19 protein-coding genes and 1 pseudogene are annotated in these 20,886 nt (G+C 56.2%); 16 read left to right on the forward strand and 4 right to left on the reverse strand.

Annotation, left to right across the window (positions count from 1 at the left end; translation table 11 throughout):
* Positions 1 to 8 precede the first annotated feature (8 nt).
* Complete coding sequence (trpS, locus tag AC2FLO_RS09230; protein WP_496752534.1) at positions 9 to 1,010, forward strand: tryptophan--tRNA ligase; 1,002 nt, start codon at positions 9 to 11, stop codon at positions 1,008 to 1,010.
* A 189-nt stretch (positions 1,011 to 1,199) separates the two neighbouring features.
* Here trpS and AC2FLO_RS09235 read toward each other — a convergent pair whose 3' ends face one another.
* The 3 genes from AC2FLO_RS09235 to AC2FLO_RS09245 all read right to left on the reverse strand — a co-directional run bounded on the left by AC2FLO_RS09235 (position 1,200) and on the right by AC2FLO_RS09245 (position 5,877).
* Entirely contained in the window at positions 1,200 to 3,068 is a 1,869-nt protein-coding gene (locus AC2FLO_RS09235) for a tetratricopeptide repeat protein (RefSeq protein ID WP_496752532.1), read from the reverse strand.
* 387 nt (positions 3,069 to 3,455) lie between these two features.
* Positions 3,456 to 4,751, reverse strand: a complete 1,296-nt coding sequence (locus AC2FLO_RS09240) for a nucleotide disphospho-sugar-binding domain-containing protein (RefSeq protein ID WP_496752530.1) — start codon at positions 4,749 to 4,751, stop codon at positions 3,456 to 3,458.
* Positions 4,752 to 4,758: 7 nt separating this feature from the next.
* Entirely contained in the window at positions 4,759 to 5,877 is a 1,119-nt protein-coding gene (locus tag AC2FLO_RS09245) for a GntR family transcriptional regulator (RefSeq protein WP_496806600.1), read from the reverse strand.
* On the opposite strand from AC2FLO_RS09245, the gene AC2FLO_RS09250 reads away from it, so the two are divergent.
* From AC2FLO_RS09250 to AC2FLO_RS09285, 8 genes are all read left to right on the forward strand, one after another.
* Entirely contained in the window at positions 5,861 to 6,931 is a 1,071-nt protein-coding gene (locus tag AC2FLO_RS09250; protein ID WP_480583330.1) for a polyamine ABC transporter substrate-binding protein, read from the forward strand. The two genes, AC2FLO_RS09245 and AC2FLO_RS09250, sit on opposite strands and share 17 nt — an antisense overlap.
* 78 nt (positions 6,932 to 7,009) lie before the next feature.
* Entirely contained in the window at positions 7,010 to 7,864 is an 855-nt protein-coding gene (locus tag AC2FLO_RS09255; RefSeq protein WP_480583333.1) for an ABC transporter permease, read from the forward strand.
* A complete protein-coding gene (locus AC2FLO_RS09260; protein WP_170486028.1) occupies positions 7,864 to 8,646 on the forward strand; it encodes an ABC transporter permease in 783 nt (260 codons plus the stop codon). The genes AC2FLO_RS09255 and AC2FLO_RS09260 overlap by 1 nt, the downstream gene beginning before the upstream one ends.
* On the forward strand, positions 8,643 to 9,704 hold the full coding sequence (locus AC2FLO_RS09265; protein ID WP_480583339.1) for an ABC transporter ATP-binding protein: 1,062 nt from the start codon (positions 8,643 to 8,645) through the stop codon (positions 9,702 to 9,704). Before AC2FLO_RS09260 ends, AC2FLO_RS09265 begins: the two co-directional genes overlap by 4 nt.
* Positions 9,705 to 9,728: 24 nt before the next feature.
* Positions 9,729 to 11,015 carry a nucleotide disphospho-sugar-binding domain-containing protein gene (locus AC2FLO_RS09270; protein ID WP_496752524.1) on the forward strand — a complete coding sequence of 429 codons (1,287 nt, stop codon included), beginning with the start codon at positions 9,729 to 9,731 and terminating at the stop codon, positions 11,013 to 11,015.
* Positions 11,012 to 11,377, forward strand: coding sequence for a cupin domain-containing protein (locus tag AC2FLO_RS09275; protein ID WP_496752522.1), 366 nt, complete (start codon positions 11,012 to 11,014; stop codon positions 11,375 to 11,377). Before AC2FLO_RS09270 ends, AC2FLO_RS09275 begins: the two co-directional genes overlap by 4 nt.
* Complete coding sequence (locus AC2FLO_RS09280; protein ID WP_496752520.1) at positions 11,374 to 11,718, forward strand: cupin domain-containing protein; 345 nt, start codon at positions 11,374 to 11,376, stop codon at positions 11,716 to 11,718. The genes AC2FLO_RS09275 and AC2FLO_RS09280 overlap by 4 nt, the downstream gene beginning before the upstream one ends.
* 34 nt (positions 11,719 to 11,752) lie before the next feature.
* A complete protein-coding gene (locus AC2FLO_RS09285; RefSeq protein ID WP_496752519.1) occupies positions 11,753 to 13,270 on the forward strand; it encodes an aldehyde dehydrogenase family protein in 1,518 nt (505 codons plus the stop codon).
* 25 nt (positions 13,271 to 13,295) lie between these two features.
* Here AC2FLO_RS09285 and AC2FLO_RS09290 read toward each other — a convergent pair whose 3' ends face one another.
* Positions 13,296 to 13,532: a hypothetical protein gene (locus AC2FLO_RS09290; protein ID WP_496804449.1), complete on the reverse strand. Its 237-nt coding sequence runs from the start codon at positions 13,530 to 13,532 to the stop codon at positions 13,296 to 13,298.
* Here AC2FLO_RS09290 and AC2FLO_RS09295 point away from each other — a divergent pair.
* From AC2FLO_RS09295 to AC2FLO_RS09325, 7 genes and pseudogenes are all read left to right on the forward strand, one after another.
* A pseudogene (locus tag AC2FLO_RS09295) lies at positions 13,452 to 14,098 on the forward strand (IS6 family transposase). The gene AC2FLO_RS09290 and the pseudogene AC2FLO_RS09295 sit on opposite strands and share 81 nt — an antisense overlap.
* 313 nt (positions 14,099 to 14,411) lie before the next feature.
* Entirely contained in the window at positions 14,412 to 14,882 is a 471-nt protein-coding gene (locus AC2FLO_RS09300) for an Rrf2 family transcriptional regulator (protein ID WP_480583355.1), read from the forward strand.
* Positions 14,879 to 15,544, forward strand: coding sequence for a Crp/Fnr family transcriptional regulator (locus AC2FLO_RS09305; protein WP_480557426.1), 666 nt, complete (start codon positions 14,879 to 14,881; stop codon positions 15,542 to 15,544). The genes AC2FLO_RS09300 and AC2FLO_RS09305 overlap by 4 nt, the downstream gene beginning before the upstream one ends.
* Positions 15,545 to 15,694: 150 nt before the next feature.
* Positions 15,695 to 16,315, forward strand: coding sequence for a hypothetical protein (locus AC2FLO_RS09310; RefSeq protein ID WP_496752517.1), 621 nt, complete (start codon positions 15,695 to 15,697; stop codon positions 16,313 to 16,315).
* 92 nt (positions 16,316 to 16,407) lie between these two features.
* Complete coding sequence (locus AC2FLO_RS09315; RefSeq protein WP_480486479.1) at positions 16,408 to 17,292, forward strand: MBL fold metallo-hydrolase; 885 nt, start codon at positions 16,408 to 16,410, stop codon at positions 17,290 to 17,292.
* A gap of 15 nt (positions 17,293 to 17,307) precedes the next feature.
* On the forward strand, positions 17,308 to 18,990 hold the full coding sequence (locus AC2FLO_RS09320; RefSeq protein ID WP_496752515.1) for a bifunctional protein tyrosine phosphatase family protein/NAD(P)/FAD-dependent oxidoreductase: 1,683 nt from the start codon (positions 17,308 to 17,310) through the stop codon (positions 18,988 to 18,990).
* A 136-nt stretch (positions 18,991 to 19,126) separates the two neighbouring features.
* Positions 19,127 to 20,863, forward strand: coding sequence for a SulP family inorganic anion transporter (locus tag AC2FLO_RS09325; protein WP_496752514.1), 1,737 nt, complete (start codon positions 19,127 to 19,129; stop codon positions 20,861 to 20,863).
* Positions 20,864 to 20,886: the final 23 nt, after the last annotated feature.

Below are 20,886 nucleotides of genomic sequence, written 5' to 3' on the forward strand. Positions count from 1 at the left end.
AGACACAAATGAACAGACCGACCATTCTGACAGGTGACCGCACTACGGGGCCGCTTCACATCGGGCACTATGCAGGCTCGCTTGCAAACCGGCTGCGCTATCAGGACAGCCATGAACAATTTCTGCTGCTGGCGGATACTCAGGCCCTAACTGACAACGCCGATGACCCGCAGAAGGTGCGGCGCAGCGTGATGGAGGTCGCGCTGGATTATTTGGCCGTAGGCATTGATCCTTGTCGCACCACCATCTGCCTGCAATCGCATCTTCCGGCGTTGGCGGAGCTGTCGATGCTCTACCTGAACTTCGTCACGGTCGCGCGGCTCGAACGGAACCCGACGATCAAGGACGAAATTCGCGTGCGCGGGTTCGGACGTGATATTCCCGCCGGATTCCTGTGTTATCCGGCGGCGCAGGCGGCGGACATAACAGCTTTCAAGGCGACGGTCGTGCCGGTCGGCGAGGATCAGGCCCCGCTGATTGAGCAAACGAACGAGATCGTGCGGCGCATCAACGCAACCGCAGGTCACGCCGTCTTGCCCAAGGCACGGGCGATCATTCCACGGGCGGGCCGGTTGCCCGGTATAGACGGCAAAGCCAAAATGTCGAAATCCGGCGGCAACGCCATTGCACTTTCCGCGGCACCTGAGGAGATCCGAAATGCAGTCAGGGCGATGTTCACCGATCCGAACCACCTTCGCGCCGAAGACCCCGGCTGCATCGAGGGCAATGTCGTCTTTACGTATCTCGACGCCTTCGACCCGGACCAGGACGGGCTTGCCGAGCTCAAGGCCCAGTATCAGAGAGGCGGACTTGGCGACAGCAAGATCAAGGCGCGTCTGGAAGCTATCCTTCAGGAGCTCATCGCCCCAATTCGCGAGCGTAGGGCACAGCTCTCCGAGGACCGGGGACACGTCCTTGAGGTAATCAAAGAGGGCACGGAACGGGCGCGAGAGCGCACCGAGGCGACAAGGCGGGATGTTATGAGTGCCTTGGGTCTGTTCCAGTTGTAGGTGACCAGAGGCGGGCGAGCCGGATGAAGGACCGTTTCGCCCGCGACCATGCGTTCGACGGGCCTTCGTTTTTGCGTTTGCAGCGAATGGCCGGAGTGCGGGCTGCAGTGCAGTGACATTGACCAAGGTCGAACGGCAGGAATGCGACGCCCCAGAACGAAACTGATGCGGAAATTCGATCCGTTGCAGTTATTCCGGCACACCGGATTTCCTTAGTCCAGAGACATAAATCTCCATTGCTTCATGTACAAATGGGAGGTGATCGACGACGGAGTTACTGATGGAAAAATTCGGATCGATTTCAAGCAGTTTCGCGACCACCCGATCTGCATTTTCCTGTTCGCCGAGTTCAGCATAGGATGGAGCGAGATACATATAGCAGGACCGGCGTCGAGGTGAGCGTGTACGGCATAGTTCTAGCTCTGCAGCAGCTTGCTCATACCTGCCAGAAAAATACAAAGCCCTGCCGTAGTACATATTCTCCAAGGAAGGATAAAAGGGATTGAGACGCATGGCTGTTTTCATGATTTCGACGGCTTCTGCAGGGTGGTTCGAGAACGTCATAGCATCGGCCAAGCTCGCGTAGTGCTGAGACTCGTTCGGGTTGAGTTCAATCGCCTTGCGGATTTCCTCAATGGCTTCGCGATGCCGGTTCCTTCGCAAAAGCACCCGTCCAAGCAGTTCGTGTCCGGCAGATAACAGTGGATCGAGTTCTATTGATTTCCGCGCAGCCGCCTCGGCCAGGTCCAGCGAGTCCGCACCTCCCCATTGGCGGATATAGTCGTTGTTGAGAGTATTTCCGAGCATTGCATACGCGCGCGCGTAATTTGGATCGATGGCGATGGCTTGTTCAGCAAGCGCTCTGGCCTGCAACTGGGCCTTGCGTCCGCCCTCGTCGTAGAACTTGCGCGCCCGCAGCACATACTCGTAGGCTGTCAGATCATCGGGTCGCTTCAGAGCCGCCCCGGCCAGAACCGCCTTGCTGATATTTGCAAGCAGCGTCCCCGCGATTTCCCGGCTCAACTCGTCCTGAACATCGAACACACTTGCTGCTGGGCGGTCATAGCGCTTTGCCCAGATGTGGGCGCCGTTTCCCGCGTCGATCAACTGGGCTGTGATCCGGATATTGTCTCCAATGCGCCGTACAGAGCCTTCAAGAACATATCGGACACCCAGCTCCTCGGCGACTTTCGTGACGCTCACGGCCTGCCCTTTGTAGGTGAAGGTAGAGTTGCGGGAGATCACAAACAGTTCCCGAGATTGAGCGATATTCGTTATCAGATCCTCAGTGAAACCGTCCGCAAAATATTCCTGATCCCGATCTTCGGAAAGGTTCGCAAATGGCAGCACAGCAATCGACGGTTTATCCGGCAAGCTGTAGGCTGCTTTGTCCAAATCGGCCGGTTCTATGTCTCTACCAAGCGACCACCACCACGTACCGCCCCCGACAGTTATGGCCAACAGTAGAGCGACCACGATTGCATATCCAGAAATATGGAAGCGCCCCGAAAGCGTTTCGCCGATGACTTTTCCTGCCAGTTCGGGGTCGGTCAAAATTCGGTAAGCCCGCACGGGGTTCTGGATATTCTTGACCTTGATATGACCCAGAGATTCATAACCGACAGCCACATTCGACTTGAGCTGGTCATAAGCCGTACCCGAAATGAGAATACCGCCGGGTTTCGCCATTTGCTCCAGTCGCGCGGCTATGTTTACGCCATCCCCAAAAATGTCTTCGTTTTCGGTTATAATATCGCCAAGATTGATACCAATGCGGTAGCGGATTCGCTTGCCTTGTTCACTTGCTGCCTCTCGCTCTTCTATTCCCTTTTGAAGGGCAACAGCGCATTGCACGGCGTCTATGACGCTGGGAAACTCGGCAAGAACGCCATCCCCCATTTCTTTTACAATGCGTCCTCGAAAATCACGGAACTTCGGATCGAAGAGTTCAAGGCGATGGGCTTTCTGTCGTTGAAGTGTCCCAATCTCGTCAGCTTCGATCAGTCGACTGTAGCCGACCATATCGGCAGCAAGTATCGCACTCAGACGCCGTTCCAAAGCCGCTCTCCCAATGTTCCTCAAGCATAACAGAACTCTTTGCCCAAGCAACGATAGTCCTTTAGTTGCAACACCATTCACTTCAAGCGTACCGAAGGCGCGCCAACTGTCGGTTTTTGTCCGCAGACTGTGAGTTTGGTCATCTCCAAATTTTGCATGCGCGGCGAACGACCGCTAGGCGGGCTGCGATCGCAGAAATTTGGCTCTAGGCTCAGAGTCCGCTCTGGGCCGCCCTCATCGTTGGCCTGGCTTGATCGCAAGGAGATGCCGCGCCGCATCCTAGGTCGGGTGTGAGCCCAAACCGACACTTTAGGTTCAGTGATTTAGAGGTCATTGCGATGCACCTTTCCATCCTTCATGACAAAACGAATGACCGACGGGAATAACCTAGATTCGGTTAGGATTTACACACTCCAGAATTTTCTGAGCAGCTAACTGAACCGACTTTTTCAACTGCATGATCTCTGAGTTCGCAGCCAGCCGGGCCTTCATCTCCGCGTCCCCAAGGAGTTGGTTAATCGAATTATCCAACTGCTCCGGTGTCCAATCCCATCGATTTACTCTGAGTCCTACACTGGTCTCAACTGCCCGCTGGGCGTTATCGTGTCCGTCCCAGCAATAGGGAAGGATCAGCGACGGGACCCCGAAATACAGCGCTTCGCAAAAGCTGTTGTTGCCGCCGTGGTGAATAAACAGATCGCATTGTTCAACCACGGAAGGCTGCGGGAACCATTCCTGCAGATGAACATTGTCTGGGACTCTGGAATAGGCATCGATTTGGGCCCCGACATTGACCAGAAACCTCATGTCCATTGTCTTGAATACGTCGAACAGGCTCTCAAAGAATGGGACATCCATGGCACCCAGACTGCCAAAACTCACGTACACCAGAGGCCCGTCGTTGCGGGGCATTTGAGGTACACGGTAAGGACCTTCCTGGCGAACGCAGCCTTCGAGAAAGGTGAATTGGCCAGAGTCCAGCACCTGATCACGATCATGGCGAATGATAGATGGCGCTAAAAGAAGGTTTTGATGCGGTGATGTTTCTAGGAACTCACCTTCAGGCAATAGCTCAAGCCCCTTATCTTGGCGAAATTTGTTGTAGCGAGCATGAATTGGGCCAAGGGTCTCCAGGTACTGGTCTCGGAATGCCGCACACCCGGCAGCGTCAGATGCCGGCAGACCGGACAGGTACGGCGGTAGGCAGTTGTCTGGCAACTCGGTTTCCGCGCAAGAAATAACCCTGACCCATGGGCACTCGGATCGTACGATGGCCGGGAACATGATGACGTTGTCGAGGACGACGACATCTGGGTTGATCCGCTCTAGCGCCGTTTCCAACCCCTGTTCGACCGATTCCGCTGTCTCGACGATTGCGTTCCAAACGGGCTCTACATAGGTGGTCAGTTGGTCAGTTGGATGCATGTTAAAATGCGGCAGATGATGGCTCAGGAATTCCTGCCAGTAGGTCTGGGTTTCCTCTTCTGTCAACTCTGACTGAACAGGGACGGCGAACTCGTCAAAACCGTAATCCGCGAATACGCCACCAAAGCCACCGTGGGTGACGAAAACGGGGTGTGCACCCATTGCGCGAAGTTCCTGAGCGATCCCCACACAATTCAGTGCAGCCCCAAAACTAGCTTCGGGGAAAAACGCGATTACGGGTGCTTCCTTGCGGTTCATTATTTACTCACCGGATTGACCCGCGGGTTGCTTGGACTAGCGCCGGAGCGCCACGATTGGCGACGCTGGGCCTTTGGTGCATTGAAAGCCGCAAGTGCACCCTCATCTGATCCGCCGCAAGATCGAAATGATCCTGTTCGATGAAATCAAGTATACGCAGATGTTCATCGAGCGCCTGCCTCATCCGAAAGTCGATCATACCGAATGATCCGCCTGGCAGGTGGCGCAACCCATGATGGGCCATGAGAGCAGAAGCTAGATACTGGTTTCCGGACGATCGAGCGATGAGCTTGTGAAAGGCAAGATCCGCGTCTTGGAAATCCTGGCTATTGAAAGAGTTTTCCGCCTGCGCCAGAAGCGCTTCGGTCTGGCTCCGGACCAGATCGGCGCGCTTGGTGTCCAACTTGAAACCGTCGGACAGAATGGCCTGCGGTTCCAGTATCAGACGAAATTCGTAGCTCTCTATTCGTCCGGAGCGGTCTCCCGGCATGCGCGTGAAAACCCAGGATTGACCTTCGGCTTTCTGAATCACGCCTTGGGCCAGGAGGGCTTCGAGCGCACGCTGTGCAGCGCTGCGGGAAACCGAATATCTGCGGATCAGGTCTGTGACATTGATGGCACCGTCCAGGCGTCGGGCGCCGCGATCTCGTAGGATGGCACCAGCGAGATCCACACCTGCTCCGACCGCATGCTGGTTTAGTATCGAATGCCCCTTTTCGGGTTCGCATTCTAGGACATACCCGCCTTCTGCCGCTTTGCGTGCCATCCCCTCCTTTTCCAGCAGCCTCAATGCGGATCTAACCGGAGTGCGAGAGACGCTGCACGAATCAGCAAGGGTTTTTTCCACCAGTCTGTCGCCCTGATGCAAATCGAGATCCATCGCAACATCCAGTATTTTTTGAGCAAGTTTCAAGTATTTGCTTGGTGGCATAAGAAGACGGCTTTCGTCATACCCAGTTAATATACAATAAAAACGGTATCTTAAATGGCTTCTCCGGGCCATACATAAATGATTCAAAAAGTTGTTGAGTTTTATTTCATCAAAAAATACCGTGATTGCATCATATATCTCGCCCCAGAAGCGAGCGCGGATGTCAAGGGAGGAAGACATGACCAACAAGTTCACCAATTCGTTCCGTTTGCCATTTGCTTGGCTCACCGCCGGGGCGGCCTGCGCACTCAGCGTATTCGCCGGAGCGGCCCAAGCAGAAAAAATCGTGATCTCGAACTGGGACGGCTACATGCCGCCGGACCTGCTGGAGAATTTCACCAAGGAAACCGGTATCGAGGCCGAGCTCTCGGTGCATGGCACTAACGAAGAAATCATGGGCAAGGTCGTAGCCGGTGGAGGCAAGGGCTACGACGTTCTTTTTGTCTCGTCGCCTTTTGCCGAGGCGTTAAACAACCTGGGGCTGGTGGCTGCAATCGACCACGACAAGGTTCCGAATGCCTCTAACCTGTATGACGAAGCTAAAGAACTAGCCCATGATCCGGGCAACAACTATTCAATGCCATACGCTTGGGGCACGACGGGCTTATGCTACCGGTCAGACTTGATGGCAGAGCCAACTTCGTGGAACGATCTGCTCAAACCCTCTGACGACCTTAAGGGCAAAGTGACAATGCTTTCGACTGATCGTTGGCTGATGGGGGCTGCCGCGCTGGCCCTCGGAAAGTCGCTGAACGATACGTCGGATGAGACGTTGGCGGCTGCAAAGGACCTGCTGGTTGGGGCGAAGCAGGATCTGCTGGCCTACGACGACGCAACTTTTTATCTGAAGTTGGTATCGGGCGAGGCAACGATGGTTCACGCCTGGGATGGCTGGTGCAACTACGGCATCGGTGAAAACGCGGACATCAAGTACACGATACCATCAGAAGGATCGGATCTGTGGGTAGATGCGCTAGTCATCGCGGATGCATCTGAAAACAAAGATGCGGCGCATGCCTTTGTGAACTATGTCTTGGGCGCGGACGTCGGTGTCTGGGTTGCCAGCAATATCCTTTACAAAACGCCGAACAGGGCTGCGATGGAGGCGCTGGACCCGTCCTTGATCGAAACCTTCCCGAACATGGGAATGTCGCCTGCAGACCTTACCAAGTACGAGCAATTGCGCGATCTCGGCAATGGCCAGAAACCCTTTGCACGGACCGTGACCGAAATCATGGCCGCACAGTAAGTGATCAAACCCTGAGCAAAACCCGACCCGAACAAAGGGTCGGGCCTGTACGACATCACTCCACAGATTGCCAAGTATATGACCAATCGACTGAAATCGGTGATCTTGCTGGGGCCGGGCCTGGGCTGGCTTGCGCTTCTTATGGTGGTGCCGTGTGGCCTTATTTTTACCTATGCGTTCTTTGAACGCGGTATCTATGGCGGCATCGACCACGTCTTTACGTTTGAAAATTTTGTGCGGGCCGCCGATCCTCTTTACCTCGGGATCTTCTTACGCTCGGCCAAGATCGCATTTCTGGCCACGATAATCGCGATCCTGATCGCCTATCCGGCGGCCTATGCCATCACGCTGGCGCCGCGCCGTTGGCAGACCGGCTTGCTGATCTTGGTGCTCCTGCCGTTCTGGTCCAACTACCTAATCCGCACTTACGCCTGGATCGTGATGCTGAACCGCGAGGGGTTGGTCAACAATACCCTGCAGGGGGCAGGCTTGATCGATGAGCCGCTGTCTCTGCTTTATAACAATTTCGCGGTGATCGTTGGGCTTGTCTATAACTACACCCCCTTTGTGGTTCTGGCGATCTATTCATCGCTAAACCGGATAAATGTCGAAACCATAGAAGCCTCGGAAGATCTTGGAGCGCCCGCTTGGACCACTTTCTGCCGGGTGATACTGCCACAGACCGTTCCCGGTGTCGCGGCAGGTGGTGTTTTTGTGTTTGTGCTGTCGATCGGCAATTTCATTACGCCCGATTTGCTTGGTGGCGGGCGACTTCAGATGGTTGGAAACCTGATCTATGACCAGTTCCTGAGCGCCCGCGACTGGCCATTCGGAGCAACGCTTTCGATGTTCCTGATTGCGATTATGATGGGGCTTTTGTTCGCACAGGCGGTATTGGCCAATCGCGCAGCGGGACAGAGAGGGCAGGACTGATGCGGGACCGATCCAACATGGGCCTGAAGCTGCACCTGGTTTTGTTTTACACCTTTCTCTATGTGCCGATCCTTGTGCTCATGGCGCTAAGCTTTAATCGGGCCGGACTTCCAACTGTATGGACCGGGTTTTCGTTGGAATGGTACGGCAAGTTGTTTACCGCGGATCCAATACTGTCGGCGGCGCGCAACACGCTCATCGTGGCCTTAATCTCGACCGTTCTGGCGACAATAATAGGCACGCTTTTGGCGGTCGGTGTCGAGACACGGCGTAATTCTTCAGTTCTAGACGCGGTTCTGTTCGCACCGATGATCATCCCCGACATAGTTCTGGCCATCGCGCTCTTGTCCTTTTTCACCCTACTCAACATGACGCTGGGGCTTCATTCGATCATCCTCAGCCATGTCGTATTTAACATAGCCTTTGTTGTCGCCGTGGTGCGTACGCGGATGCGCAATTTCGACCATTCGATACTTGAGGCCAGTGCCGACCTTGGGGCCAGCGAATTCACCACCTTTCGCCGCATCCTGCTGCCCGCCATCGCGCCGGGGGTTATCGCCGGGGCGTTGTTGTCTTTCACCCTGTCTGTGGACGAATTCATTATTGCCTTCTTTACCGCCGGTGCTGGGCAATCCTCGACCACGTTGCCGATGCAGATTTACGCAATGATCCGATTTGGCGTCACACCGGAAATCAATGCGATGGCTACCATCGTCATGTTCGTTTCGTTCACGCTGGTCTTCTTCGCGCAGCGTGCCGACAAAGAGGTTTTCAGCCGATGAGCCAAGGGGTTCAACTCAGGAAAATAACCAAGCGATACGGGTTGGTTACTGCGATCGACAACGTTTCACTGGATATTCGCGACAACGAGTTCTTTGCACTTCTGGGCCCATCAGGCTGCGGCAAGACCACACTGTTGCGAACGCTGGCGGGATTCGAAACACCACAGGAAGGACAGGTAATCGTTGCCGGGCAGGACGTGACAAACATACGTCCCAGCAGGCGGCCCCTGAACCTGATGTTCCAATCCTATGCCTTGTTTCCGCACATGAGCGTCGAAAAAAACATCGCCTATGGGTTAGAAATGGAGAAATTGCCTAAGGACGAAATTGCCACGAGAGTGGCCGAGGTTCTGGAAAGTGCGAAACTTTCGGGATTTGCCGGGCGCAAGCCGGATCAGCTTTCTGGTGGGCAGCGACAGCGGGTTGCTTTGGCGCGCGCGCTGGTCAAAAGGCCAAAAGTCCTGTTGCTGGATGAGCCCCTTTCAGCTCTGGACAAGAAACTACGAGAAGAGATGCAGCTGGAGCTCAAACGGTTGCAGCACGAGGTGGGGATTACATTTCTTATTGTGACCCATGATCAGGAAGAGGCCCTCGTCATGGCCGACCGGATCGCGGTCTTGCATGATGGCAAGCTGGCGCAGGTCGGTACTCCTCACGAGCTCTACGAACACCCCGGATCGCGCTTTGTTGCAGATTTTATCGGCGTGATGAACTTTCTGGATGGTAACGCCGTCGACGGCGGTGTCGATGTCGAAGGGGCGGGAGTGCTGAGGGGCGTTTCCGAGCTGCGCGGTGCTGCCACTATTGCTGTGCGCCCGGAACGGGTCAGCCTGATGCAGACCGCCCCTCAAGATGGGCGCAATTGCCTTCCCGGCACTGTCGAGGAAGTCGCCTATCACGGATCAGACCTGGGTGTGCATGTGCGCGTTCGCGGTGGGAGGAGCACCCTTTCCGCCCGCGTTCCTGCCAGCCAAGCCGACCGTGAAAATATCCAGCCGGGTCAGGATGTCCACTGCGTATGGGACGCGAAACATTCCCGCATCCTTCCCAACTGCTAAGCCAAATCTAACCGGAGACCTACAATGTCACAGAAAACCATCGCCTTCTTCCCCGAAGCTGCCTTTGGCCCTGCGCTGAATTCGGTTGGCATCGCGCAGGCCTGCGAGAAACTGGGCCATAAGGCTGTATTTCTAAGCGATCCCGGCTTTGTCGAGGTATATGAAGGTTATGGGTTTGAGGCGCATCCTGTTGCCCTGTCCGAGCCGATGGAACCCGAGGCGATGGCAAAGTTCTGGGAGGATTTCATCAACGGTCACATCCCAAATTTTCGCAAAGCTCCGATTGACCAGATCGATAACTACGTCAAGGATTGTTGGGAGGCGATTGTCGACAGCGCAAAATGGGCGCAAAAAGATCTGCCCGAGGTATTGGCAAAAATCAAACCAGATATGATCTGCGTGGATAATGTCATTATGTTTCCAGCCATCAAGCAGTTCGGCGTACCGTGGGTGCGGATCATCTCATGTTCCGAAAATGAAATCCCTGACCCGATTGTGCCGCCACACTTATCGGGCTGCCGGGTGGATGACCGCGAGGGCATGGAGGCCTATGAGGCAAAGTTCCACGAGGTGATCAAGCCGATCCACGACGACTACAATGCGTTCCTGGCCAGATGCAACGAAGACGCCTATCCGATTGGAGAGTTTTTCGAAGCGTCGCCCACAATGAACTTTCTGCTTTATCCCGAGCCGGCAAAGTACGAACGGCAGAACCCACTGGACCCAAACCGGTTTCAGTATCTTGAAGGTTGCGTGCGCGAAGAAGAACCCTTTGAGGTGCCAACGTTTAAGTCCAACAATGACAAACCACTTCTCTATGTATCTTTCGGGTCGCTTGGCGCAGGCGACACCGACCTGCTAAAGAGGATCATTTCGACCATTTCTAGGTTGCCCTACCGGGCGCTCGTAAATGTCGGGGATTACATTGACGACTACACAGACATTCCCGACAACGTGCACATACAGAGTTGGTATCCCCAGCCTTCGGTAATTCCGCAGGTTGACGCGGTGATACATCATGGCGGTAACAACTCGTTCACAGAGTGCCTTTATTTCGGCAAAGCTGCAATCATTATGCCCTATGTCTGGGACGGCCACGATAACGCCACCCGTGTTCAGGAAACCGGCCACGGGTTCGGGTTTCACCGATACGACTGGACCGATGATGAATTGGCTATTGCCCTCGACAAATGTATCAACGATCCAGGAATGCAGGCGAAGATGGCGGCAACATCTGCTCACATGCAGTCACGGCATGGCCCGACCAAGGCAGCTGGCATTCTCGACGAAATCCTGAAAGCCGCGGAATGAGCAGCGCCCCGCATCTTTCGGAAATCTCGACCCGCACCGACCTCACGGACTGGGGGCTACAACCGGACATGATTGAAGGCCAGTCGCATTCATCGGGTATGCTGGTTCACAAGGGTCCTAACAACCGGCCGGAGATCGGCGCATGGGTCTGTACTCCAGGCCGCTGGCGCCTAACGATACCGCGTGACGAGTTCTGCTATTTTGTGCAGGGCCGCGCGGTCTATCGGTCGGATGCAGGCGAAAGCATCGAAGTTACGTCCGGAACGGCCGTACTATTCCTCGCCGGTTGGGTAGGGGAATGCACGGTCGAGGAAACATTGCGCAACACCTACTACCTAACGGATCGCGAACCTGAAACATGACCACGCCACGTATGCAAAACCCGCTCCAGCAGACTGATCTTGTCGATTGGGGGGTAATCCCGACGATGATTGAAGGGCAATCCCGCACCTCGGGAAAGCTGATCCACAAGGGGCCTGACGGCCAGTCCGAATGCGGCCTTTGGGTCTGCACTCCCGGTAAGTGGGAATGCCACGTCACCAAGGACGAGTTCTGCCACTTTCTGGAAGGCCGCTGTACTTATGTCCATGAAAGCGGCGAGGTAATTGAGATTGCGTCCGATACGGTGGCCTTTTTTCCGCAGGACTGGAAAGGCGTTTGCACTGTCCACGAGACGGTTAAGAAAGTGTACATGATCCGCTAACGGCGCAATGCCTGTCAAACAAGGGGGCTGCCCAATGCGTGACCCGTTCAAATCTACCTACTACCTCAACCCCAAGCATGTGCCATTGGAGGGTGGTGGGACCACTCTGGTCAACCCGTCTACCTTGCAGCCCGTCGGGGTTTTTGGTGAGCCGTCGCCGCAGATCGTGAACCAGGTCCTGGACCGGGTCAATGCGGCGCAAAGGAGGTGGTCTGCGATGGACTGCAAATCTCGCGCGCGGGTATTGCACCAGATCGCCAACGACATCGAAAGCGGCGACATGACTGAGATCGCCCGCTTGATGACATTGGAAACGGGCAAACCTTACCCTGAATCGATCGGCGAGATTGCGAACATCCCGCCGATTTTCCGCTACTATGCCGAGATGGCGCGCAATGACGCGGGCAAGATCGCCGGCACGATGCAAACTGGATCTTTTCAGTATCAGACATACGAGCCCTACGGCGTGTCCGTGCATGTGGTTCCGTACAATTTCCCCCTCATTCTTGGCTGCTGGTCGATGGCCGCATCACTTGCGGCAGGTAACGGTGTAGTGTTGAAAGCTTCACCCGCTGGAACTTTGTGCACGATGGCGTTCATGGAGTTTTTTCGGGCGTTACCCCAAGACCTGATTGCTTGCCTGCCGGGTGGTGCAGACGTGGGCAAACAGCTGATTGCCAGCCCCAAAACCCATGTGGTCGCTTTTACAGGGTCCGTGCCGACAGGTCGTGCAGTCGCAGTGGCCGCAGCGGAGAACCTGAAACCTGCAGTGATCGAGGCTGGGGGAAGCGATCCACTGATCGTCAGTAAACACGCCGACATCTCGGTCGCTGCTGCCGGGGCGGTTACCGCTGCATTTTTGCAGTCGGGCCAGGTTTGCACATCGTCTGAACGGATTTTTGTAGTGGATGACGTGTACGACGATTTTGTCGATGAGTTCGTGACCCGAACCCGGAAACTGCGCATCGGCGACGGAATGGGGGTGGCGGAAATCGGACCTTTGGCCTCCAAGGAGGCACGCGACAAGGTCGAGCGTCTGGTGCGCGATGCAACTGAGAAAGGCGCGGTGGTTGAGGTAGGAGGCGGTACCCCGGATCACGCCGGGCCGGGTTGGTTTTTCGAACCAACGATCCTGACCGGCGTGACGACGGACATGGCGCTAACTCAGGAAGAGGTTTTTGGGCCAGTCGCCTCGGTCATTCGGGTGAGCGACTTTGACCAAGCGCTTGAACTGGCAAACGCGTCACAGTTCGGTCTTGGCGGATGCCTGTTTACCGGCGACTTGGAGGAGGCATTTCAAGGGGTGAACAAGCTACAGGTGGGGATGGTCTGGGTCAACAACCCGCTCGTGGACAACGATGCCTTGCCTTTTGGCGGCGTCAAGAATTCTGGGCTTGGGCGCACACTAGGCCTTCAAGGCCTCGAGGCTTTCAGACGACCCAAGATGGTCGTGATTGATCCAAAGGCGAAGGAGGCGGACTGGTGGTATCCATATCCCGACGACTGGTTCTATTCAGATGACGTACAGGGCGGGAGAAAGCACACCGGCTAGGGTGATCGGTGCGACCTGATCGACTCTACAACTGAAGATGAGCTAACGGCAGGATTGTCCGCAAGGTCTTGTCAGAAGAACTTGTCTTGAGGCGGGCAGGGGTGTTGCGTAGCTTTTGCCCATGACCAAACCTGCCTCCTTCAAGTACTTCAAATCCAGCCCCGAGATCATCCACTTTGCGGTGATGCTGTGCATCCGATTCCCGCTCTCGCTTCGGAATGTCGAAGACTTGTTGCACGAGCGAGGCATCGACGTGAGTCACGAAACTGTCCGGTATTGGTGGAACAGGTTTGGCCCAATGTTTGCTGCTGAATTCCGAAGAAAGCGTGTTCAGCAGCTGCGCGCATTCTCGAATTGGAAGTGGCGCGTGGACGAGGTTTTTGTGAAGGTGAATGGCAAACGCCACTATCTATGGCGTGCGGTCGATCACGAAGGCGAGGTACTGGAAGCCGTTGTTACCAAACGCCGAAACAAAGCCGCAGCGCTGAAATTCCTAAAGAAATTGATGAAGCGATACGGTAAAGCGGAAACCGTCGTCACAGATCGCTTCGCCTCATACAGAGCCGCGCTCAGAGAGCTTGGCGCGCTCGAAAAACAACAGACGGGCAGGTGGGTCAACAATCGCGTCGAGAATTCGCACCTGCCGTTTCGACGACGCGAACGCGCGATGCAACGTTTCAGGCGCATGCAAGTTTGCAGAAGTTCGCCGCCGTCCATTCCTCCGTATACAACCACTTCAATCAGGAAAGATCGCCGACCCGCAGAGATACATTCAAGCTAACACGCGACGCCGCTCTCGCAGAGTGGTGTCAACTTTGTTCTGGATAGGTTCGCGGTTTCCGCGGCACACTGAGACCGGTTCGAATTCGTCTGACAGCACCGCCACTCATACCGTCTTTGTTCAGCGGTTTTTGCAGAGAATTGAACTGCCGTTCCGGTCAGATGCCGACAGCTTCCCGAGCAAAGATGACGCGATGCACGCGGGGTCCCAGTTATCCACTCAGTCCACGTGAAGTTCGGGTATGTTGGCCTGACTTCACCTTCAGTAAAACACATGGTCAGTGAAAACACATGGTCAGTGAAAACAAACAGAAATTGCAAATAAGTTATATTGCGCCTAGAGCTTTTGCCGGAGGCACGCATGAAACTGACATCCTATTCCAACTATGCGCTGCGATCTTTGCAGCTGGCAGCGCTCAAGGCTCCGGACCGCATTCGCGTTGACGATGTCGTGCGGGTGCACGGTCTTGCCCGGCCGCATATCGTAAAAATCGTGCACGAGTTGGGTCGGGCCGGGTATCTGGAAACAGCACGCGGCAGAGGCGGTGGTTTCCGGTTGGCTAAACCCGCGGAACAGATAAAGATCGGCGATGTAATTCGACTGACCGAAGGGCCCCTGGATGTGGTCGAATGCTTTAACCCTGAAAAAAACACCTGCCCTCTGATCGGCATATGTAAATTGTCCCAAGCGATCCAAAAAGCGACCGGGGCATTCATGGCTGTGCTTGATGATCTGACGCTGGCTGACATTGCCTCAAACAGAAACGAGTTGTTAAACCGTATCGCGCTGATTGAAGAGGGCATCTTGGCACCCATGCGCAACGTAAGATGACAATTTTGGACTGGACTGAGCGATTTCACGGGACAAGTCGCCTTCCGAAAGCTGTGCGTGAAAGGTTGCGTACAGCGGCCCGTATCGTGCGGTGCCCAAAAGGCGCTCAGGTATTCGGCCCTGACAACGTTCCCGACAGCCTATTGTTCTTGTACGACGGACGAATTCGCGTTTCTCAAAGTTCGGATTCGGGCCGCGAGATCGTGCTCTATCGGGTCGAGGCGGGGGAAAGCTGTGTACTGACGACGGCCTGTATGCTGGCAGAAGAAGCATATAACGCTGAAGGTATTGCCGAAACCGACGTAACGGCGGTGACCTTGCCGAAACATGCCTTCGATCGTCTGGTCTCGGAAGAAGACGCATTTCGCGAGTTTGTATTTGAGGCCTACTCGCGCCGGCTGATTGATCTGTTGCGGGTGGTCGATGACGTGGCATTCGGGCACCTGGATATTCGCCTTGCCGAACGTCTTCTGGTTCTGGCCGGGGGGCGGGAAGACATTCAGGCAACGCATCAGCAACTTGCCAGCGAACTGGGCACCGCGCGTGAAGTTGTCTCGCGGATTCTGCAGGACTTTCAAAAGCGCGAGATGATTACCCAATCGCGGGGGCGCATTACGATAACCGACAAGGCGGCATTGGAACGCTTGGCGCAAAGCACTTGACCATTTCGGGAAATTTTCCGGTTTCGTGACTTTGTCACTGAAGTCAGGATTTCAAAGTTATATCTACTCCTCAACTTTTCATGCCGCCAAGGTGATTGCAGGTCTCACGCGAAGGCCGGATATGGGCTGGCAGAAACGGAGGAGACAAAGATGGATGACCGCAAACACGCCCGGACGTTCGGCGGCATTGCCATTGCGTTGCTTGTTGCTGCTTTGGTCGGCGCGGCTGGCAGCTACATCTTTCTGATGTCTAGGCACGGGCATCGCCAGGGCATGGCCGGTGAACGGGCAGAGCATCGTCACGGTGCGGATGGGCAAGGCCACGACGAGGTCAACATGCCGGGGCTGCGGGGCGAGAACGCGACGCCCGAGGAAAGCGCCGAGCTGGCTGTGATGTTCCGCAATTTCGATACGATCACGCGCGAGGTTGAAAACCTTCCCAACGGTATTCGCACTGTCACACGATCTTCCGACCCGGATGTCATGGATGCTCTGATCTCCCATGTTGCCGGGATGATCGATCGGGTGGGCCGCAAGGATGATCCAATGATCATTATTCAGAGTCCGACCCTCGACATATTTTTTGACCATGGCGACAAGATCACCTCGGACATCGAAGTGACATCCGAAGGGATCGTAGTGATGCAAACATCCGACGATCCGGAAATAGCCAAAGCCATGCATATCCATGCGGCCGAAGTGAGCGCGATGGCGGATCGCGGCATGGACGCCGTCCACGAAATGATGATGACACGCGGCGGAAACGGGTAACGGATCCGCGCCAGTTAGGAGGCAAGATCATGAATGATCAGAAGTCTATCGAGATACACAACCAAAAGATGGCCGACGCGATAGCGACGCCGATTGACAGCTACCCGGTGGATCTGAGCGTGAAGCCCGATGTCCAGGGTTTTTACGACGAGGCGACCGCGACAATCAGTTATATCGTTGCAGACCCGACCTCGAATGCCTGTGCGATTATCGACAGTGTCATGGACATCGATTATGCCGCTGGCCGCATTACGTTTGGCCATGCCGACATGCTGATTGCCGAGGTTGAAAAGAGGGGGCTCAAGCTGGAATGGATCATTGAGACCCACGCCCATGCCGACCACCTGTCAGCCGCGCCTTACATCCAGCAAAAGCTGGGCGGTAAGATCGGCATCGGTGAAAACATTAAGATCGTGCAAGACGTGTTTGGCAAAATCTTCAATGAAGGCACCGAATTTCAGCGGGATGGCAGCCAGTTTGATGCCCTGTTCGTCGATGGCATGACCTATAAGATCGGCAACATGACCGCCTTTACCATGCATACACCGGGCCACACACCCGCCTGCATGGTTCATGTTGTCGGGGATGCAGCCTTTGTGGGCGACACGTTGTTCATGCCTGATGGTGGCTCGGCGCGGGCCGATTTCCCCGGTGGCGACGCGGGGACATTATTTGACTCGATCCACAAGGTGCTCAGCCTGCCGGACGAAACCCGGCTGTTCATGTGTCACGATTATGGTCCCAACGGGCGTGACATCCAGTGGGAAACCACGGTGGCCGAGGAGAAGGCCCACAACATTCACGTGGGCGGTGGCAAGACTAGGGACGAGTTCATCAAGATGCGGTCCGAGCGCGACGCGACGCTGGCGATGCCGACGCTGATCGTACCCTCTATTCAGGTCAATATCCGGGCGGGCGGCATTCCAACGGACCAGGATGGGAACCAGATGCTCAAAGTCCCAGTCAACAAGCTCTGAACGCAAGAGGCACCCATGGACATCAGAAAGATATCAGGCGCAGTTTCGGTGTCGCCGCAGGTTACGCCAAATGACATTGAGGCGATAAAAGGCGCGGGCTTTCGTGCCATCATTTGCAACCGCCCCGATGGAGAAGGTGCCGATCAGCCGACATTCGAGGAAATCGAAGTAGCAGCAGAGAAACTGGGTCTCGAGGTACGCTATGTTCCAGTGCAAACCGGGATCGTCAGGGACGAAGACGCCGAGGCCTTTGGCCACGCGCTGACCGAGTTGCCGGGTCCGGTTCTGGCCTATTGCCGGACCGGCACGCGTTCGGCCACTCTGTGGTCGCTAAACGAGGCGGCGCACAAGCGTCCGGTGACCGAGATCCTGTCAGCCACCAAGGTCGCCGGTTATGACATGAGCGGCGTTGCCCGCCGCATTGCCAATGGTGGGAAAACGCCGACCGACACGGGCGACGCATCTTTTGATGTGGTTATCGTGGGCGGTGGGGCTGGCGGTATTGCCACTGCGGCCAGCCTGCACGCGCGCAAATCCGACCTGTCGATCGCCATCATTGATCCGTCTGACGTGCATTATTATCAGCCCGGCTGGACGTTGGTGGGCGGGGGCGTCTTCTCGGCAGAACAGACCGCCAAGACGATGGGATCCCTGATTCCGCGCGGTGTTAAGTGGATCAAGGCGGCAGTTGCGGCCTTCGAGCCGCAAAACAACGCCGTCATTCTGGATGGCTGTCGCGTGGTGAAATACGACCGTCTTGTCGTGTCTCCGGGGCTCAAGCTGGATTGGGGCGCGGTCGAAGGGCTGGAAGAAACCTTGGGCCGCAACGGGGTGACCTCGAACTACCGCTATGATCTGGCGCCCTACACCTGGCAGCTTGTCGAAGGGCTTAAGGAAGGCCGGGCGCTGTTCACGCAGCCGCCGATGCCAATCAAATGCGCGGGTGCGCCACAAAAAGCGCTGTACCTGTCGGGTGATGCATGGTTCCGGCGCGGCGTTCTGAAGGATATCGACATCCAGTTCATGAACGCGGGCGGAGTGCTGTTCGGGGTCAAGGACTATGTCCCGGCGCTGATGGAATACGTCACAAAATACGACGCCTCACTGAATTTCTTTCACAATCTGGTGTCGGTAGATGGGGCGGCGAAAAAAGCGACCTTTAAGGTTGCAATGCCGGACGCCGAGCCCGAGTTGGTCACAGTCGAGTTTGACATGATGCATGTCTGCCCACCACAGGTCGCGCCGGACTTTATTCGCGTGTCGCCGCTGGCGGATGCGGGTGGCTGGGTCGATGTTGATCAGGCGACGCTGCGCCACAAGAGCTTTGACAATATCTGGTCGCTGGGCGACGTGATGAACGCGCCCAACGCCAAAACCGCAGCGGCGGCGCGTAAACAGGCACCGACCGTGGCCGATAATATTGTGGCCGATATTCAGGGCCGCGGCCCGGTTGCCGCCTATGACGGCTACGGTTCGTGCCCGTTGACGGTCGAGCGCGGCAAGATCGTGCTGGCCGAGTTCGCCTATGGTGGGGTGATGACGCCCAGTTTCCCGAAATTCCTGATCGACGGAACCAAACCCAGCCGGTTGGCGTGGCTGTTGAAGGAGAAGCTGCTGCCGCCGATCTACTGGTCTGCGATGCTGAAGGGCAAAGAGTGGTTGGCCAAGCCCGAACCATTGAAGGTGGCGACCGATTAACTCCTCTCGAAACTGACACCGGAAGAACCGGCGTAAGTTCTGGCCTGTCCCGCCTTCACCAAAAGTGCGACCGGCCAAGGTATGGCGGTCAGAGCCTCCCGCGCTCTGGCCGCCGCTTTTCTCAGGACGTGAACCCATGCAGAGCCTTTTACGTTTCCTTCCTATTCTTGACTGGGGTCGCCAGTATAGCCGTGCGTCGCTGTCGAATGATCTAATCGCGGCTGTAATCGTCACGATCATGCTGATCCCACAGTCCTTGGCCTATGCCTTGCTGGCAGGGCTGCCGCCCGAGGCCGGGATCTATGCTTCGATATTGCCGATCGTCCTTTATGCGGTTTTTGGCACCAGTCGGGCGTTGGCGGTGGGGCCTGTCGCGGTAGTGTCACTGCTGACAGCCAGCGCCGTGGGGCAGGTGGCCGAGCAGGGCACGGCCGGATACATGGTGGCGGCACTGACGCTGGCTTTCCTGTCAGGTGGGTTTCTGGTGCTGCTGGGCGTTTTTCGACTGGGCTTTCTGGCCAATTTCCTCAGCCATCCTGTCATCGCAGGTTTCATTACCGCATCGGGCATCCTGATCGCGACCAGCCAGTTAAAGCACATTCTGGGTGTCAGCGCCCATGGGCATACCCTGCCAGGGATGCTGGGCTCAATCTTCGAAAACCTCGGGCAAATCAGTTGGCTGACGATAATCATCGGCGTGCTGGCCACTGCGTTCCTGTTCTGGGTGCGCAAGAACCTCAAGCCAGCGTTGCGGCGCATGGGGGTACCGCCCCTGTTGGCTGACGTGCTGACCAAGGCCGGACCAGTTGCCGCCGTGGTGGTGACCACGGTTGTCGTCTGGGGCTTCGGGCTGGATGCGCAGGGCGTCAAGATCGTCGGCGAAGTGCCTCAGAACCTTCCGCCTCTGACTTTGCCGGGGCTGTTCCCGGACCTCATCGGTGCATTGCTGGTGCCAGCGATCCTGATCTCGATCATCGGTTTCGTCGAAAGCATCTCGGTTGCGCAGACGCTGGCTGCCAAGAAACGCCAGCGCGTGGACCCCGATCAGGAGTTGATCGGTCTGGGCGCAGCCAACCTGGGCGCGGCATTTACCGGCGGCTTTCCGGTCACCGGCGGGTTCTCACGCTCGGTCGTGAACTTCGATGCGGGGGCGGAAACCCCGGCGGCAGGCATCTATACCGCTGGTGGTCTGGCGATCGCCGCACTGTTCCTGACACCGCTGGTGTACTTTTTGCCCAAGGCCACGCTGGCCGCGACGATCATTGTTGCGGTGCTGAGCCTTGTGGACCTGTCGATCCTGAAAAAGACCTGGGGATATTCGCGCGCCGATTTTACAGCCGTGGCCGCCACCATCGTCCTGACTTTGTTGGCCGGGGTCGAAACCGGCGTGGCCAGCGGCGTGGCAATTTCGATCCTTTTGCATCTCTACAAAACCTCGCGCCCACATGTGGCCGAGGTCGGGCTTGTGCCGGGTACGCAACACTTCCGCAACATCAATCGCCACAAGGTCGACACCGAGCCGTCACTGGTGACGCTGCGGGTGGATGAAAGCCTGTATTTCGTGAACGCCCGTTTCCTCGAAGACCTGATTCAGGCGCGTGTGACCGAGGGCTGCGAAATCCGCAACGTGGTTTTGATGTTCTCAGCGGTGAACGAAGTCGACTTTTCGGCCCTCGAAAGCCTTGAGGCCATCAACCACCGCCTGCGTGACATGGGCGTTGGTCTGCACCTGTCCGAAGTCAAAGGCCCTGTTATGGACCGCCTGAAACAGTCGCATTTCCTCGACGACCTCAACGGGCAAATCTTTCTGGCCCAGTACGACGCTTGGCAGCGGTTGACCGCGCCGGAGAGGGTGAGAACGGCGGCAGAGTAACAGGAGCCGCCGCATTCAGATAA

Source organism: Ruegeria sp. TASC047 (assembly GCF_059612445.1).

Coding starts and splice junctions, on each gene's coding strand:
- AC2FLO_RS09325 (WP_496752514.1), top strand. CDS start 19,127: ATGCAGAGCCTTTTACGTTTCCTTCCTATTCTTGACTGGGGTCGCCAG.
- AC2FLO_RS09240 (WP_496752530.1), bottom strand. CDS start 4,751: ATGAACCGCAAGGAAGCACCCGTAATCGCGTTTTTCCCCGAAGCTAGT.
- AC2FLO_RS09250 (WP_480583330.1), top strand. CDS start 5,861: ATGACCAACAAGTTCACCAATTCGTTCCGTTTGCCATTTGCTTGGCTC.
- AC2FLO_RS09320 (WP_496752515.1), top strand. CDS start 17,308: ATGGACATCAGAAAGATATCAGGCGCAGTTTCGGTGTCGCCGCAGGTT.
- AC2FLO_RS09310 (WP_496752517.1), top strand. CDS start 15,695: ATGGATGACCGCAAACACGCCCGGACGTTCGGCGGCATTGCCATTGCG.
- AC2FLO_RS09270 (WP_496752524.1), top strand. CDS start 9,729: ATGTCACAGAAAACCATCGCCTTCTTCCCCGAAGCTGCCTTTGGCCCT.
- AC2FLO_RS09300 (WP_480583355.1), top strand. CDS start 14,412: ATGAAACTGACATCCTATTCCAACTATGCGCTGCGATCTTTGCAGCTG.
- AC2FLO_RS09305 (WP_480557426.1), top strand. CDS start 14,879: ATGACAATTTTGGACTGGACTGAGCGATTTCACGGGACAAGTCGCCTT.
- AC2FLO_RS09265 (WP_480583339.1), top strand. CDS start 8,643: ATGAGCCAAGGGGTTCAACTCAGGAAAATAACCAAGCGATACGGGTTG.
- AC2FLO_RS09285 (WP_496752519.1), top strand. CDS start 11,753: ATGCGTGACCCGTTCAAATCTACCTACTACCTCAACCCCAAGCATGTG.
- AC2FLO_RS09255 (WP_480583333.1), top strand. CDS start 7,010: ATGACCAATCGACTGAAATCGGTGATCTTGCTGGGGCCGGGCCTGGGC.
- AC2FLO_RS09280 (WP_496752520.1), top strand. CDS start 11,374: ATGACCACGCCACGTATGCAAAACCCGCTCCAGCAGACTGATCTTGTC.
- trpS (WP_496752534.1), top strand. CDS start 9: ATGAACAGACCGACCATTCTGACAGGTGACCGCACTACGGGGCCGCTT.
- AC2FLO_RS09260 (WP_170486028.1), top strand. CDS start 7,864: ATGCGGGACCGATCCAACATGGGCCTGAAGCTGCACCTGGTTTTGTTT.
- AC2FLO_RS09275 (WP_496752522.1), top strand. CDS start 11,012: ATGAGCAGCGCCCCGCATCTTTCGGAAATCTCGACCCGCACCGACCTC.